Genomic DNA, 15,971 nt, shown 5'->3' with positions numbered 1-15,971 from the left:
CCATGAAAAAAAGGCAATTTGCTTTAGGCTTAAGCATAGTAATGTTTTCGGCTACCATAACGCTGGCGCAACCGCTTCCCAAACGTTTTGTTGAGAGTAAGTCAAGTACGCTTTATGATGTCAATGCGTTGAAAACCGTGTCTGCAGCGGTTAAGGCAGAGGACGCTATTGTCTCAGGTGGAAAAGTTGTGGTTCTACAAAAAGCGGGCGACGGCGTTAGTTTTAAAGCGGTAAGGACTGCTCAAACGTTAGCAATTCGCTATGCCTCAACTGGAGTTGGTATTGCTGATGTTTATATCAACGGAAAAATTATTAATAAGATAAATTTCCACTCGTCAGGCAATAGTAGCCAATTTCTTAATTCGGTAGTTAAAGTTAAGATGCCGATTGCGGCGGATGTTGTAATTAAGTTAGCAACATCTGATGTCGCTTTGCGGATAAATCAAGTAGCGGTGGGGGATAATCTAAACTTACCGCCCGACATTTGGAACCTTCCCGAATTACCTGTAGCTGACGGCCCTTTTAAGCCTGATTGGAAAGCCATTGGAAATACATACATGGCACCTGATTGGTGGCGGGAAGCCAAATTTGGAGCGTGGTCGCATTGGGACCCACAATCAGAACCAGAACAAGGGGACTGGTATGCCCGAAAAATGTATCAGGAGAACTCTCCGGTATATAAGTTTCACGTTAAAACCTATGGGCATCCGTCTAAGTTCGGTTATAAAGACATCACTAACATATGGGTTATTGATAAATGGAATCCCGAGGAGTTAATGGCTCTTTATGTACAAATGGGCGCCCGCTATTTTATGGCGATGGGTGTACATCATGACAATTTTGATTTGTGGAACTCAAAATACCAACCCTGGAATTCAGTTAATATCGGTCCAAAAAAAGATATTGTTGGCATTTACGAAAAAATTGCGCGTAAGCATGGTTTACGGTTCGGCATTGGTTTTCATAACACCCCACCACGCACATGGGGACAATTTATGCCAGTTAAATATTTAAGCGATAAAAACGGCGAATTAAAGGGTGTGCCCTATGATGGGTTAAATACTGTAGCTGATGGAAAAGGGAAATGGTGGGATGGTTTTGACCCGGTTGACCTTTATGGCCCGGTGCATAGCGCTAAAGATGCCCCATTGCGTTCGCCCTTTGCCAATCAGTTTATGTGGCGTGTTGATGATGCTATAACCAAATACCATCCTGACGTAATTTACTTTGATGAACATGCAGGAGACTCACAGGTTGATCTTGGTGTGCACATGGGCTTAGGTTTTTTAGCGCCGCAACTTATAGCCAATTATTATAACAAATCCCTTAAATGGAATAAAGGGAAAATGGATGTTGTAGTGAACTTGAAGGGTGTTGGCGGCCGGTACAATAGTTTCCAAAACAGCAACGAATTATTGCCTTATGTAGAACATTCGCTGGTTAAAAGTTCAGAGAAGATAATAGAACGTGAAATAATGGCTTATCCTTTTCAAACAGAGGAGTCTATATCTGAATGGCATTATGAAACAGGTCAGAAATATTTAACAGCAGCAGAAATTGTTAAGATATTGATGGAAAATGTTTGTCGCAATGGTACGCTGCTGCTTAATCTTACCCAACATAACCGCGGCGACCTTGATGCAGTAGTTGTTACAACGGCTAAAGACATTGGTGCATGGTTGAAACTAAACGGCGAGGCAATATATGGTTCGCGACCATTTGAAGTGCATGGCGATGCCAACGTTTATTACACACGTAATAAAGGTAAACTCTACGCTACATGTAACAACTGGCAAAGCGGTACTGTTAAGTTAACTGCATTAGCTACAGATGGTGCCACGCTTGGTAAAGTTACCAAGGTTGAATTACTGGGTGATGGTGCCACAACCGAACTATCATTTGTGCAAAATGAGCAAGGTTTAACTGTTAATGTGCCGACAATGTCAGCAATTGCTATAAACGGCATTGCGGATGCAACTTTGGCAGCGGGATATCGCGTTTTGCGTATTACGCATAGCAAGACCTGGATAAATGACGATGATCCCGGTGTGATGATAGCTCAAGGTTGGTTCAGACAAAGTAATTTAAACAACGGAGATTTCAATAACGATTTAACAACCAGTAATGTGGCAGGTGCTAAATGGAGTTTTTCCTTTGCTGGTACAAATGTTTCGGTAGTGGCACCAAAACAAGCAGGAGCGGGCAAAGTAAATGTGCTTTTAGATGGTAAACTGGTTAAAATTGTAGATCTGTCAGCCAGTGGTGATAGCAAAAGGCAACAAACAGTTTTTACTGCAAAAGGGTTAAAGCAAGCTGCGCATACACTAACGATTATTAATGCAGGTAATAAACCGGTTGCTATTGATGCTTTAATTGTAAACGATTCTAAACCATGACGTATATCCCCTCGCCCCAGCGTTACAGCCAAATGCCTTACAAGCGTTGTGGTACAAGCGGTTTAAAATTGCCGCGGGTATCATTAGGCTTATGGCAAAACTTTGGTGAGTATGATAATCTGACGAACTGCAAGGAAATTTTACGTACCGCGTTTGATGCGGGTATAACGCATTTTGACCTCGCCAACAATTACGGTCCACCGCCGGGTTCGGCTGAAGAGAACTTCGGGAAAATATTGCATACCGATTTCAGAGATCATCGAGATGAGCTGATCATATCTACAAAAGCAGGGTACACCATGTGGGATGGTCCTTATGGCGATTGGGGTTCCAAGAAATATTTGGTCTCCAGTCTGGATCAAAGCCTTAAGCGCATGCAGCTGGACTATGTGGATATCTTCTATCATCACCGTCCCGATCCTGAAACGCCGTTGGAGGAAACCATGGCGGCGTTAGATCTGATAGTGCGTCAAGGTAAAGCGCTTTATGTGGGCATCTCCAATTACCGTGTACCACAGGCGCGCGAGGCAATTGCGCTACTCAAGCAAATGGGCACCCCTGTAATTATCCATCAACCCAAATACTCTATGTTTGAAAGATGGGTTGAAGGTGGACTGCTTGATCTGTTAGAAGAGGAAGGTATTGGCTGCATTCCGTTTTCGCCATTGGCGCAGGGCTTGCTTACGGATAAATATCTAAAAGGCATACCCGATGATTCAAGGGCGCTCAAAGTGGGCGATTTCCTGACGCCTAAAAATATAACTCCCGACGTTTTAGCCAAGGTTACTCAACTGAATGAGATGGCGCAACAGCGCGGGCAAAAGCTGGCGCAAATGGCTTTATCCTGGATATTAAAAGATGAACGTGTAACATCTGTATTGATAGGAGCAAGCAAGCCATGGCAAATTGCAGACTCCATTGCAAGTTTGGATAATACCCAATTTGATGAAAAGGAACTGGCAGCTATCAACAACATTCTGAGCGCTTAAAAACCAAAGTGCTGATTTCGTCGCAGCATTTAGCCCATCTAAAAATATTATATTTGAGGCAGATACGTTTTTTTTAAATTGTATCTGCCCCTATGTTGCCAATTAAGTTACACGCTGCAAACCACAGATATGTAAAAATAGCTTTGCTGCTTTTTGTTGTATTGCTTTTAATGAGCAATACAGGCATGAGCATGAAGCTGCCTGCCTATCCAACGGCAAAAAAAGGCGTGCTTGATCTGCGTTCGGCAGCAATGAACGAAAAGATACCGCTCAACGGTGAATGGCTTTTTTACTGGCAGCAACTGTTAGCGGAAGGCGACAAAGCATCCCATCCGAATATTGTTGAATTCCCGTCGCTGTGGAATTCAGGTCATAAAATAAATGGCAGAGAGTTGCCGGCATTTGGCTACGCGAGTTACAGGCTTACTGTGCTGTTGCCCAAAAAACATGGCGATCTGCGCTTAACTGTTCCTGATGTTTATAGTGCTTATGCCTTGTACGTAAACGGAAAACAGGTTGCCACAAACGGAAAGGTAAGCAGGAGCGACGAGGGTTTTGAACCTTATTGGCAATATAAAACAATAGATTTTGGCCAGAATGCCGATACCCTAAATCTGGTATTGGAGATAGCCAATTTTGTGCATAGCAAGGGTGGTATAACCAAACCTTTATATATTGGCGACAGGGAAGTTGTACGGCTTGACCGGCAGCAGGATGAGGCTATTGACCTGTTGCTAACCGGCTGTTTGATAATGGGCGGTTTGTTTTTTTTCGGTCTTTACCTTTTTGGTAACCGAGACAGGGCCATTTTACTGTTTTCATTGTATGTACTGGTTTACAGTTACCGCATTATTGGTATTGATAACTATGTATTGCATACCATCATTCCTAATATGGATTGGTACATAGCCGTAAGATTAGAGTATCTGACCCTGTTTGTTGGTATTGGCCTGTTTGGGCTGTACAGCCGCTACCTTTATCCACTGGACATTAACGGACCCACACTTAACGTTATAGCGGTTGTCTGCTTTGCTTTTGCGTTGGCATCGTTAGTATTGTCGCCCTATTATTTTACACAGCTTATCAATCCATTTTTGGTGTTGATGATGTTTTGCCTTATCTACATTCCATCGGTTTATCTCATAGCATTCAGGCGCAAACGGCCGGGCTCAATATACGCCTTGTCAAGCTCCATCGCTTTAATGTTTGTATTTGCCATATCGCTGTTTCATTATTGGGGTTTCCTGCCGCAACTGCAGGTGCTTACTTTTATTGGGTATGTAAGTTTTTTCTTTTTACAGTCGCTGGTGTTGTCGCACAGGGTATCATTCGTTTTAAAGAATGCACAGCAGCAAGCCGAGCAGGGCCTGAAAGCAAAGACGGAATTTTTAAGTACCATGAGTCATGAGATCCGCACACCGCTCAATTCGGTGATCGGTATGAGTCATTTAATGCTTAAAAATGATCCTCGACCAGATCAACGCGAACACCTTGATGTAATTATTTTCTCTGCCAATAATTTACTGGGCATTGTAAATGATATTCTTGATTATAACAAGATAGAAGCAGGCAAAATTACCTTTGAGCGTATTGAGATGGATCTGCTTGCTATAGCGCGTAACGTGGTGAATAGTTTACAAACCTCAGCTAATGATAAAGGCATCACACTCAAATTGGTGGGGGATGAGCAACTTAAAAGCAAGCTGATAGGCGATCCCATCCGTATATCGCAGGTTATTACTAACCTGGTGCATAATGCTATTAAATTTACACCATCAGGGTTTGTAGAGGTAAGCATAACTGTGCAGCGTCAAACGGATACCAACATTACGGTAAAAGTGGCGGTAAAGGATACAGGTATTGGTATATCGGCAGATAAGCAGGACCTGATATTTGAACGCTTCACTCAAGCCGATTCTTCAACATCACGAGGTTTTGGTGGTACAGGCCTGGGGCTCGCCATAAGCAAGCGCATTCTCGAATTACAAAATTCTTCGCTTGAACTGATCAGTGCCGAAGGCAAGGGGTCTGTATTTTATTTTGTGCAGACATTTCAAAAGGTCGTCAATACCTTACCTGAGATAACCGAAAAAAATAAACTTCCTCAGCAAGGTATGCCGTTTGCCGGTATTGATCTGTTACTGGTTGAAGATAATCCGTTAAATGTAATGGTGGCCCAAACCTTTTTAAAGAAGTGGGGAGCCGGCATTGATGTGGCAGTAAACGGTGAAGAGGCTTTGCAAAAGTTGGATGTAAACAAACACAAGCTTGTTTTAATGGACCTGCACATGCCTGTTATGGATGGTTACCAGGCTGCAAAAGCTATGCGCAACAAGGGTGTAACCTTACCCATAATTGCGCTTACTGCCAACCTGCCCGATGAGGTAAAGCAAGAAATAGCAGATGCCGGTATTGATGGTATTGTGGTAAAACCGTTTTTACCCGACGAGCTATACGGCAAAGTATGGCATCATTTATTTAAATAAGTTATTTTTTCAAGCCACTCAATGTAATTGCGGTTTAGCGTTACAAGGCCGCGTTGCTCCATTTTTTTCAGTAAGCGGGATATTACCTCGCGAGAGGAATTGAGATCTGTGGCTATTTCGCTGTGTGATAGCCTTATCTCGCGGTTATTGGTTTGGCGCGAGTGTTTGCGCAGGTAAACCAACAGGCGTTCATCCATTGAGCGGAAAGCAACATCGTCAATTACGGTAAGCAGTTCTTCAAAACGCGAACGGTAAGTTTCCAATACAAAGTAATACCATGTTTTGTATAGCTTCATCATATCATCCATCAATTCAACCGGAATGGTGATAAGCACAGCATCGTCAACAGCTTTGGCTGAGATCTGACTGGTTTGTTGTTTGGTGGCACATACCATTGAAAGTGCGCAGGCGTTGCCCGGTTCCAGGTAATACATAAAAAACTCTTCGCCCTCGCGGCCCTCACGATAAAGCTTGATGCGGCCTTGAGCAATCAGTACAGTCGCTTTCATATATTGCCCGGTTTTCATTACCTGCTCGTCGGCTTTAATGTGGCGTATACCTGCGTTTTCAATTAGGAAGTGCCGTAAAGCAGGTTCAAACTGCGGGAATAAATCGTTAATTAATTCGCTTACAGGCTGCGTTGTGCTTTCCATTAATGAAACTAATGTTTATACAAGGTAAATAAAAAACGCCTCATAAAAAGGCGTTAAATTTATAAGACAGTTGAGTTCCTTTCTAACTCAGCTCCTGACGATAACGTATGCCCGGCGTTAAAAAGTATAAAAGCAACATGCGTGAGTACCTGTAGTTAAACGGAGATAAAAGGGTCACCAAACTCAGCATCACTATCACGTAAAGCCATGGGTTTTGGCTGCCGGTTAAAACGCCTATAGCTACGCCGCTTGTAACCAGTTCGGCAACCACAAATGCATATCCAACATACATGGCCGCATAAAAATATCCGGGCTCTTTTTCATAAACAAAACCGCAGTGTTTGCACTGTAGAAGCATTTTATTATCAAATAAATGATAAGCGCCATGTTCATAAACCTTGCCAACGCGGCATCTTGGGCATTTGCAGCTGATGAGTGCAGGCCATACCGGTATGTGTTTATGCGATGTTGTTTGAGCTTCCATATTGTTTGCTTTGTACAAAGGTACTAAGGCTTGCTGTATTGATTAGTGACATTGGTCACTTATTGGAAAATTAACCCATGCTAATTTGGATTTTTACTCATGATCTACGATACCGGTTTAAATGTTTGTACTTTGCATCTCAACTACAAATGGAAAAACTGAAAGCGCTACTCACACGGAAGAACATTATTAATGTAGTATTCATCCTGTTGATGTTGGTGCTCATAATTAACCCTGCGGCTAAGGCTTTATTGATACGAGGCTTTATAGCGGTAGGTATAATGCGACCGCCAACCCAAAGCGAAAAAGTTGCTACTTCTACTCCATCTGTAAATATTACTTTGCGCCAGCCCAATGGCGAAGTTTTGCAAAGCGAAAAATTAAAAGGCAAGGTGTTGATAATGAATTTTTGGGCAACCTGGTGCCCGCCTTGCATAGCCGAAATGCCCTCTATCAATAAAATGTATCTGCAGTATAAAAACAATAGCAACCTGGTGGTTATCCCAATTGATGCAGATAATGATGTTTCAAAATCTACAGCTTTTATGCAGAATAAGGGTTACAGTTTGCCGGTTTATACGCTTGCCGGTCCGTTGCCAACGGGCTTGGTTTCTAACGCCATACCTACCACGATCATTATAGACAAAAAAGGCAGAGTAGTAGCGCGGCACGAAGGCGCTGCTGATTATTCAAGTGAAGCCTTCTATGAGTATTTAGATGGTTTGTTAAAAGAGTAGAATTTAATGAGGCAACTTGTGCCTGATCAAGCCATACAGATAAGTGCCGAGTAAAGCGCCTGCAACTACTATAACCATAGCAACATAGCCGTAACCAATGTTGACAAACATAGGGCCCGGGCAAGCGCCTGTAAGCGCCCAGCCTAATCCGAAAATAAGGCCGCCCATAGCATATTTAGTCCATTGCTTGTCTTTAGCAGGAAGGTTGATGGGCATGCCCTGGATATCGCGCAACTGAAACCTTTTAATGAGGAAAACAGCCAGTGCGCCTAATACCACAGCCGTACCGATAATGCCATACATGTGGAACGATTGAAAGCGGAACATTTCCTGTATCCGGTACCAGCTCACCGCTTCAGATTTTGCCATCACAATGCCGAATAGGATGCCGGCCAAAATAAATCTAAGTCCTTTCATAATTAAAATATCAGCGGGAAAAGAAGGTGCGTCATAATAAGACCGCCTGCAAAAAAGCCAATTACTGCAACAAGCGACGGCAATTGTAAATTAGATAACCCGCTAATGGCATGGCCCGATGTACAACCACCCGCATAACGCGAACCAAAGCCTATCATAAGCCCACCCGTTAGCATTAACAAAACATTTTTAGCCGAGATGGATTGCAGATCAAACAGTTGGCCGGGTTCTAACTGCCCGTCAAAGGTGATGCCCAATGCTTTCAGGTCGGCAATGGTAGCGGCGGCCAGTTTAAATGGCTCGTCATTTTTCAACAAGGTGCTGCTGATGAAACCGCCTGCTATTGCGCCCAATAAAAAAAGCAGGTTCCATTTTTGCGTTTTCCAGTCGAAATCAAAAAAAGCTACCTTTTTACCAGCACCCGCCATTGTACAAATGGTGCGCAGGTTAGATGAAAACCCGAATGATTTTCCGAAGAATAATAGCGTGATCATTATGCCTGCAATAACAATGCCCGATGTATACCAGGGCCAGGGCTGCTTTAGTAATTCAATCATATTCAGGTCAGTCTGTTAAAGTTGAGGGGCAAACATAATCGGTCGTTGTAAACAAGCCGGACGCTTTAATGGCTGCAAAGCCGCCTTTTACGTCAATCAGATTATCAAAACCGCGGGCGCGCATCATAGAGGTAAATATCATGGAGCGGTAACCACCGGCGCAGTGCACGTAGTAAGTTTTATTCCTATCCAGCGTTGTTATATTCTCGTTAATATTATCTAAAGGCAACAGTTGCGCGTTAACAACATGTTCTGATAAATACTCCGGGTTTTTCCTTACGTCCAGAATATTCAATTCCGCGCTCTTTTTTTCAATTTCTGCAAGTTCAACCGGATCAATAGATGTTATCTGATCTGTTTCTTTACCGGTCGCTATCCAGGCAGCCATACCGCCGTTTAAATAACCAATGGTGTTGTCAAAACCAACGCGAGCCAAACGGGTAACCACTTCTTCTTCTCTGCCTGCTTCGGTAACCAGCAAAATAGGTTGTGCTACATCAGGTATCAAAGCGCCTACCCACGGCGCAAAGCTGCCGTCAATGCCAATATTTACCGAATTAGGGATAAACTGCGCTGCAAAAGTTTGGGCATTGCGGGTATCCAGTACTAAAGCGCCTAACTCATTTGCTGCCGCTTCAAAAGCATCGGGCGATAGTGGTGTTAATCCGCTGCTTATTACACTGTCAATACTTTCATAACCTTCCTTGTTCATGCGCACATTCTGCGGAAAGTAAGCAGGCGGAGCGTCCAGTCCGCGGGTAACTTCAGTGATGAATTCTTCTCGCGTCATGTTGGCCCGCAGGGCATAATTATATTTTTTCTGATTGCCCAAGGTATCAGTAGTTTCCTTGCTCATGTTTTTGCCGCATGCCGAGCCTGCGCCATGTGCAGGGTAAACAATAATATCATCAGCCAAGGGCATTATTTTATTGCGCAACGAGTCGAACAATGTACCTGCTAATTGCTCCATGGTCATGTCAGCAGCTTTTTGTGCCAGATCCGGGCGGCCCACATCGCCTATAAATAGCGTATCGCCCGAGAATAAAGCGGTTTCTTTACCTGCTTCGTCAATCAATAAAAAACAGGTTGATTCCATGGTGTGCCCTGGTGTGTGTATAACCCTGATCTTCACTTTGCCAACTTTCAATTCCTCACCGTCAGTAGCTTGATAAGCCTCGAATGATGGATTGGCCAACGGACCAAAAACTATATTGGCACCGGTTTTTTGAGCCAGATCAATGTGTCCTGAAACAAAGTCTGCATGAAAGTGTGTTTCCAATACATATTTGATGGTCGCACCCCCGCGTTCTGCTCGATCAATGTATGGAGCTACCTCGCGCAACGGGTCAATTATCGCAGCCTCTTTTCCCGATTGAATGTAGTAAGCCCCTTGTGCCAAACATCCGGTGTAAATTTGTTCAATTATCATGAGTAAGGATTTTAATCCAAATTTGAGTTAATATTAAACTTGCTGGCAACCTGCCATACGTTATTTTTTATTGATCAGTATCTCTTTAATTATTATATATATAGCCATTACCAATACAAACCAGCCAAACCCTTTTTTAAGCTGGCTGCTATCAATTTTATCTTCCAGATAATCTCCAACAAATATTCCTGCAATGGCTATAGCGGTTACTTTAGTCAGAAACCACCAATCAATACTGAAACGACCAAGATCCCCCGTAAAACCTATTAATGAGTTAAGCGCGATTATGAGCAACGAGGTGCCAACGGCTTCTTTCATGGGCAGGCCAACCAGTATAACCAGTGTAGGGATGAGCAAAAAGCCGCCGCCCGCGCCCAAAATGCCGGTGGCTAAACCAATGGCAATTCCGTAAGCCAATAGTTTTATTGTATTACTATTGGCAGATGCATCTTTATCATCAACATTATCTTCATGATTTCTATTTCTGATCATGGCCATGGCGGCCAAAACCATCAAAATAGCAAAAAGCACCATGGTGATCTTACCCTCTGTTACTTCAAAATTACCTATGTAAGTAATGTGTGAGGGTATATGCGGAATGATGAATTTGCGGGTGATGAATACGGTAGTTATTGAGCTTAGTCCGAAAAGTAAGGCGGTTTTAATGTTGACAAAACCGCGGTAATAATTATTTACTGCGCCTACCAGGCTGGTTGAACCAACAATAAATAATGAATAAGAAGTAGCCAGCAGCGGATTGGTACCAAAAAGATAGACCAAAACCGGCACGGTCATAATAGAACCGCCACCACCTATTAATCCAAGCGATATTCCTATTAAGGCCGAAGCGATGTATGCCAGTACTTCCATGTGTGTTTAAATAACAACACAAATATCAGCACTTGTTGCGCCTGGTTACGGTGACTTATGTCACTCAAGCGTTTAATTATGAAATTTTGCATGGAATTAAATTTAGCTAAGCATCGACTTAATTTAAATTCCGGTTTTTTGGCGCATTTTGCGGGTCTTTATCTGTAATTGCGGTTGACCTGTCAGTTATAATGTTAACAACGTCGTCTAACTCGTTGGCAGAGATGTTGAGGTATTCAATTACTTTTTTTCGGTCTTCATCACTGATCTCAGTGCTTAACATAGGCAATAAACCAAGCATACGGGCCAGCGGGGCCCGCACCATGTGCGATTGCATCCACGATATCTCCCGGAATGTTTTGTTCTGTTCCTCTAATGATTGCAGATAGAATTTTCTTTCGGTTATATCCCGGCCCATTATACAGGCTCCAACTATTTTGTTGTTTTCCAATACAGGGTTAATCGTGTAGCGTATCCAAACAACATTATCATCAAAGCTGAACATGCGCTCATAGTCAACGGTTTCACCCCGGTACACTTTTTCCATTATCCGTTTAAAATAAGCCAGGCGCGCTGCTTCTACGTAATCAAAAATACTGCGACCTATCTCAAACGACATTTGGTCTTTGTTGAACTCCATAGATGCCGAAGCTTTAGGGTTAAAGAGCTTGATTATGCCATCTGCATCCACTAAAACAAACCCGTCTACAGCGCTGTCAAATATTGCCCGCAAATTAGCTTCCGACTCCTCAATTTTTTTGTGATAGTTGAACACCTCCAACTGATGTTCTATCTGGGTGGTTATGTCGGTTGCCTGTACAAATCTTACCTGCCGATTGTCAAGGCTTAACAGGTTGCTCTCAATTTTTACAAATATTAACTCACCGTTCTTCTTTTTATGCTGCCAGGAACCTTCGTAGAACTTTCCGGTGTTGCGGTTAGTTTGAACCAGTCGCGCTGTTTGATCAATGTTTTCGGCTGGCCTTATGTCCATTATGGTCATGCTTAGAAATTCATCCCTGCTATAGCCATATTGTCTTATGGCGGCTTCGTTAACGTCTATAAAACTGAAGTTTTCGGTATCGAACAACCACATGGCCGACGGACTTTTTTGAAAGATGTGCTGATAACGTTCCTGCAGCTGTGTTTTGTTAGCGATGGTAAGCTGCAGGCCCTCAAAAATTTTATCAATAAGCATTACAATGATCACGCTTACAAACATCAGATTAGCGCTTGAGGCTACCCATTTTACAACGCTGTACTTTGCAATTAAGGGCGAATCAAAAAGTTTTAAACCAATAACTAATGCGAATGCAATTAGTATTAAAGCGTTTGTTAATACAGCGCCGTAGGCAATCCTTATAGGAAATATAAGCCCTGACAGAACTGTTATAAAAAACAGATAGAAAATACCCGGCCACAAAAATCCGGAAGTGCCTACTAAAAAGGTGGCTACTATGTAAAAGGCGAACAGCGTTATTATTTTACGCTGTCGCAAAGTGATGTTTGGAATAAAGGTTACTGTGGCCAGCAAACCAAAGCCGGTTAGTACAATGCCGGTTATAAGTGGAAACCCGTCTTTAACAACAATAAAAATTGTTGGCAACAAAGCTATTAGGCTTACCGGGAGGCAGTAAACCAAAAACTTACAAAACAACAAATTTTGCCAATAACGCAGATCCTGTTCATTGGAATCCAACGAAACGATCAGTTTTTTTTGCGTAAAGTTTATATACCGTTGTAAAAATTGTTTCATAAGGGGTATTAGGCATATCAAAAAAAAGCAAAACGGAATCGGCTGATAAGGGCAATACGGATCAGTATGGCTAACATAAGTAAATCAATTGGGTAAATAGTGTAATAATTTTATTTTAAAACGCTTATTAATAAGTAATTGCATTTTTTTTAAATGTAATGGGTGATAATTTGTAGTTATATTACACATTGTAGTAAACAACACATTGGCAATAATGAATAATAGTTTATTAACCACACAAAGCCGGGAGGTATTTTTTGTTGCGCTTTACAAAAAAACGTTCCCTGCAGTAGCGCGCTATGTAGCACGCAGGGGCGGCAGCCTGGATGAGGCCCGGGATATTTTTCAGGATGCGCTGGTTTTGTATTACGAGAAAGTTATGGCATCATCCGGCGATGCGATCTTGAATGAAAAAGGTTTTCTGATGGGCGTATCAAAAAAACTTTGGCTGCAACGCTACCAAGCTAACGGTAAAAACGAAGCTTTATACAATGTTGACATCGAAACGGAAGACAGCGAAGCTTTATCAACTTATAAAATATTAAACTACCTCAAAACAGCGGGCGAAAAATGTATGCAACTGCTGAAAGCCTGTTACTATGATGGTTTAAAGCCGGATAATGTTGCCGCTGAATTTGGCTATTCAAGCACGCATTCTGCAACCGTGGCCAAGTATAAATGCCTTGAAAAAGTTAGGGAAACTGTTAAACAAAACTCACTCAGCTATGCGGACTTCACTGAATAAACTTAAACTGATTGACGATTACCTGCTGGGCAACCTGCACGTTCCCGATGCACTGTTGTTTGAAGCTAACATTATATTGAATACGGAATTGGCAGATAGCGTTGCTTTACAAAAACAGACACACCAGCTTGTAAAAAATTACGGCAGGCAAAGTTTAAAGGCAGAACTCACCGCCGTACAGCATCAATTAAGTACCGCGCCCGAACACAGGGGCTTTATGCAATCTATCGCCAACATTTTTAAAAAGCATTGATCATGAACATTAACCATACCGAATTCAGAAAATACGCGGTTAAGCACCACCGCATAGGCAGCCAGCATGTTGACAGATATATTGACCGCACTGTTAGCATACCGCAAAGCATGACACCCTACATCACCGAAGAACGCCAGCTGAATGTTGCGCAGATGGATGTGTTTTCGCGCCTGATGATGGATAGGATCATATTTTTAGGTGAGCCCGTGGCCGACCGTATGGCTAATGTTATACAGGCGCAAATGCTTTTTCTGCAATCTGCTGATGCAAAAAAGGATATACAATTATACATCAACTCGCCGGGTGGCGATGTTTATTCGGGCATGGGTATTTATGATACCATGCAACTGATAACGCCCGATGTAGGTACCGTTTGTATTGGCATGGCCTGCTCCATGAGCGCCATATTGCTTTGTGCCGGCAAAAAAGGTAAGCGCTCGGCATTGCCGCATTCGCGTATCATGATCCACCAGCCATCGGGCGGTGTGCAGGGGGTATCAGCAGATATTGAGATTACTGCGCAGCAAATTATTAAGGTAAGGCAAGATCTTTATAAAATTGTAGCCAAACACAGCGGGCAAAGTTACGAGTGGGTACACAAAGCATCAGACCGCGACTATTGGATGACCGGGCCGGAAGCCAAAGAACACGGTATAGTTGATGAGGTGCTGGGCGATATTGACTAAGCGGGACATCTTTAATTCCGCTGAATAATATTGCCTATACATCCATGGTTTGGCAAATCATTTGTTAGGTTTGAGTTTACTTAACTACAACTGCAATGTTTTGGTACCACGATGAAATTGAGGCCCTGGAAAAACAGCGAACAGCGTCAGAACATAACCCGGATACTATTTTTTACGGAAGCTCTACCATAAGGCTATGGCCCGATCTGCAAACCGACTTTAAAGATCTTAACGCGGTTAACCTGGGTTTTGGTGGTTCAACACTGGCCGCTTGCACCTGGTTTTTTGACCGGGTGATGCTTGGCTATCAACCTAAAAGACTTGTGCTTTATGCTGGCGATAATGATCTGGGTGATGGGCGGCATCCGGAAGAGGTTTTTCTTTTTTTTCAGCAATTTGCAGCGAGGGTAAACCATGAGTTTGGTGATATACCATGCTACTATATAACCTTAAAACCCAGTATTGCCCGCTGGGGTATTGTTGATAGGTTTAAATTTACCAACCACATTATAGGCGAAGAGATAAAAAATAACCTACCTAATTGGCATTTGATAGACATTTTTAGCGCCATGCTAAATGCTGACGGCTATCCAAATGCTGAATATTTTCTGGACGATGGCCTGCATCTCAGCGAAAAAGGCTATGATGTTTGGCGGGATAGCATAAAAAATGCTTTAAGTTGATAATTAACTGTTTATTGATCCGCAATTAATATTAACTGGCAATATTTCCGCAATTGTTTTGCTATGAACAGAGAATACCACAAGTGGTATAGTAGTGGCCTTGGTAAGGATATGGAACTGCTGATTTTCGGTCACGCCGGGAGAAGCGTGTTGTTCTTTCCTACACGTATGGGTCGCTTTTACGAATACGAGAACTGGGGTATTATTGAAGCGCTGGCAGATAGAATAAATAGTGGCGAGTTGCAGCTGTTTTGCGTTGACAGCATTGATGCTGAAAGTTTGTATAACCATGGCGCACATCCCCAGTATCGTATTTACCGGCATTTACAGTATGAGCAATACCTGTTGCAGGAAGTGTTACCGCTCATGCGTTCCAAATCAGGCACTAATGATTTTGAAGCTGCCGGATGCAGTTTAGGTGCGTATCACGCTGCCAACATTGCGTTCAAACACCCGCAGCTGTTTAATAAACTGGTTTGTATGAGCGGCAGGTATGATCTAACCAGACCGCTGCAATATTTTAGGGATCTGTTTGACGGCTATCATAACCAGGATGTTTACTTTAATATGCCGCGCCAGTTTATGGCTAATCTTGATGATGAAAACTTGCTGGAGCAAGTGCGCCGCTTAGAGATTATTTTAACCATTGGAGAAACTGACCCTTTCAAACCCGACAATTATGAATTTAGCCGGGTGCTGAACAGTAAAGGAGTGCATCACCAGCTCTATGCCTGGAACGGTTACGCGCACGCCCCCCGAAGCTGGAAAAAAATGGCGCAGCTGTATTTGTAGAAAGCTAACCAGCCTTTAATAGAAACACATACCGT

The 15,971-nt window shown here is 42.8% G+C and carries 16 protein-coding genes; 9 read left to right on the top strand and 7 right to left on the bottom strand.

What is annotated here, in order from left to right; all coding sequences use genetic code 11:
* Positions 1–2: 2 nt before the first annotated feature.
* From CLV57_RS15975 to CLV57_RS15965, 3 genes are all read left to right on the top strand, one after another.
* Positions 3–2,396, top strand: coding sequence for an alpha-L-fucosidase (locus CLV57_RS15975; RefSeq protein WP_100342382.1), 2,394 nt, complete (start codon positions 3–5; stop codon positions 2,394–2,396).
* The gene (gene mgrA, locus CLV57_RS15970) at positions 2,393–3,385 is read left to right on the top strand and encodes an L-glyceraldehyde 3-phosphate reductase (RefSeq protein ID WP_100342381.1); all 993 of its coding nucleotides are present in this window, start codon (positions 2,393–2,395) and stop codon (positions 3,383–3,385) included. Before CLV57_RS15975 ends, mgrA begins: the two co-directional genes overlap by 4 nt.
* 92 nt (positions 3,386–3,477) lie before the next feature.
* Positions 3,478–5,871: an ATP-binding protein gene (locus CLV57_RS15965; protein WP_245857095.1), complete on the top strand. Its 2,394-nt coding sequence runs from the start codon at positions 3,478–3,480 to the stop codon at positions 5,869–5,871.
* On the opposite strand, the gene CLV57_RS15960 is transcribed toward CLV57_RS15965, so the two are convergent.
* Both CLV57_RS15960 and CLV57_RS15955 read right to left on the bottom strand, forming a co-directional pair.
* The gene (locus CLV57_RS15960) at positions 5,856–6,524 is read right to left on the bottom strand and encodes a Crp/Fnr family transcriptional regulator (protein WP_100342380.1); all 669 of its coding nucleotides are present in this window, start codon (positions 6,522–6,524) and stop codon (positions 5,856–5,858) included. The genes CLV57_RS15965 and CLV57_RS15960 overlap by 16 nt on opposite strands.
* A gap of 82 nt (positions 6,525–6,606) precedes the next feature.
* Positions 6,607–7,008, bottom strand: a complete 402-nt coding sequence (locus CLV57_RS15955) for a DUF983 domain-containing protein (protein WP_100342379.1) — start codon at positions 7,006–7,008, stop codon at positions 6,607–6,609.
* Between the two features lie 149 nt (positions 7,009–7,157).
* Between CLV57_RS15955 and CLV57_RS15950 the strand changes: the two genes are divergently transcribed.
* Positions 7,158–7,745, top strand: coding sequence for a TlpA family protein disulfide reductase (locus tag CLV57_RS15950; RefSeq protein WP_157799188.1), 588 nt, complete (start codon positions 7,158–7,160; stop codon positions 7,743–7,745).
* A gap of 3 nt (positions 7,746–7,748) precedes the next feature.
* Here CLV57_RS15950 and CLV57_RS15945 read toward each other — a convergent pair whose 3' ends face one another.
* The 5 genes from CLV57_RS15945 to CLV57_RS15925 all read right to left on the bottom strand — a co-directional run bounded on the left by CLV57_RS15945 (position 7,749) and on the right by CLV57_RS15925 (position 12,774).
* Positions 7,749–8,162, bottom strand: a complete 414-nt coding sequence (locus CLV57_RS15945; RefSeq protein ID WP_100342377.1) for a DUF6691 family protein — start codon at positions 8,160–8,162, stop codon at positions 7,749–7,751.
* A 2-nt stretch (positions 8,163–8,164) separates the two neighbouring features.
* Positions 8,165–8,719, bottom strand: coding sequence for a YeeE/YedE family protein (locus CLV57_RS15940; RefSeq protein WP_100342376.1), 555 nt, complete (start codon positions 8,717–8,719; stop codon positions 8,165–8,167).
* Between the two features lie 7 nt (positions 8,720–8,726).
* The gene (locus CLV57_RS15935) at positions 8,727–10,148 is read right to left on the bottom strand and encodes an MBL fold metallo-hydrolase (protein WP_100342375.1); all 1,422 of its coding nucleotides are present in this window, start codon (positions 10,146–10,148) and stop codon (positions 8,727–8,729) included.
* Between the two features lie 60 nt (positions 10,149–10,208).
* Positions 10,209–11,018, bottom strand: a complete 810-nt coding sequence (locus tag CLV57_RS15930) for a sulfite exporter TauE/SafE family protein (protein ID WP_100342374.1) — start codon at positions 11,016–11,018, stop codon at positions 10,209–10,211.
* A gap of 118 nt (positions 11,019–11,136) precedes the next feature.
* On the bottom strand, positions 11,137–12,774 hold the full coding sequence (locus tag CLV57_RS15925) for a PAS domain S-box protein (protein ID WP_100342373.1): 1,638 nt from the start codon (positions 12,772–12,774) through the stop codon (positions 11,137–11,139).
* A 214-nt stretch (positions 12,775–12,988) separates the two neighbouring features.
* On the opposite strand from CLV57_RS15925, the gene CLV57_RS15920 reads away from it, so the two are divergent.
* The 5 genes from CLV57_RS15920 (at position 12,989) to CLV57_RS15900 (ending at position 15,936) form a co-directional block, all read left to right on the top strand.
* Entirely contained in the window at positions 12,989–13,519 is a 531-nt protein-coding gene (locus CLV57_RS15920; protein WP_100342372.1) for an RNA polymerase sigma factor, read from the top strand.
* Positions 13,500–13,772 (top strand): hypothetical protein, encoded by a 273-nt coding sequence (locus tag CLV57_RS15915; RefSeq protein WP_100342371.1) that lies wholly within the window; start codon positions 13,500–13,502, stop codon positions 13,770–13,772. Before CLV57_RS15920 ends, CLV57_RS15915 begins: the two co-directional genes overlap by 20 nt.
* 2 nt (positions 13,773–13,774) lie before the next feature.
* Entirely contained in the window at positions 13,775–14,461 is a 687-nt protein-coding gene (locus CLV57_RS15910) for a ClpP family protease (protein ID WP_100342370.1), read from the top strand.
* Positions 14,462–14,556: 95 nt separating this feature from the next.
* Entirely contained in the window at positions 14,557–15,144 is a 588-nt protein-coding gene (locus CLV57_RS15905) for an SGNH/GDSL hydrolase family protein (RefSeq protein ID WP_100342369.1), read from the top strand.
* Positions 15,145–15,207: 63 nt separating this feature from the next.
* Positions 15,208–15,936, top strand: coding sequence for an esterase family protein (locus tag CLV57_RS15900; RefSeq protein WP_100342368.1), 729 nt, complete (start codon positions 15,208–15,210; stop codon positions 15,934–15,936).
* The last annotated feature ends 35 nt before the right edge of the window (positions 15,937–15,971 follow it).

This window comes from Mucilaginibacter auburnensis, assembly GCF_002797815.1.
Taxonomy (GTDB): Bacteria; Bacteroidota; Bacteroidia; order Sphingobacteriales; family Sphingobacteriaceae; genus Mucilaginibacter; species Mucilaginibacter auburnensis.
The sequence above is the reverse complement of the archived record's forward strand: the minus strand, read 5'-3'. Positions and strand labels throughout refer to the sequence as shown.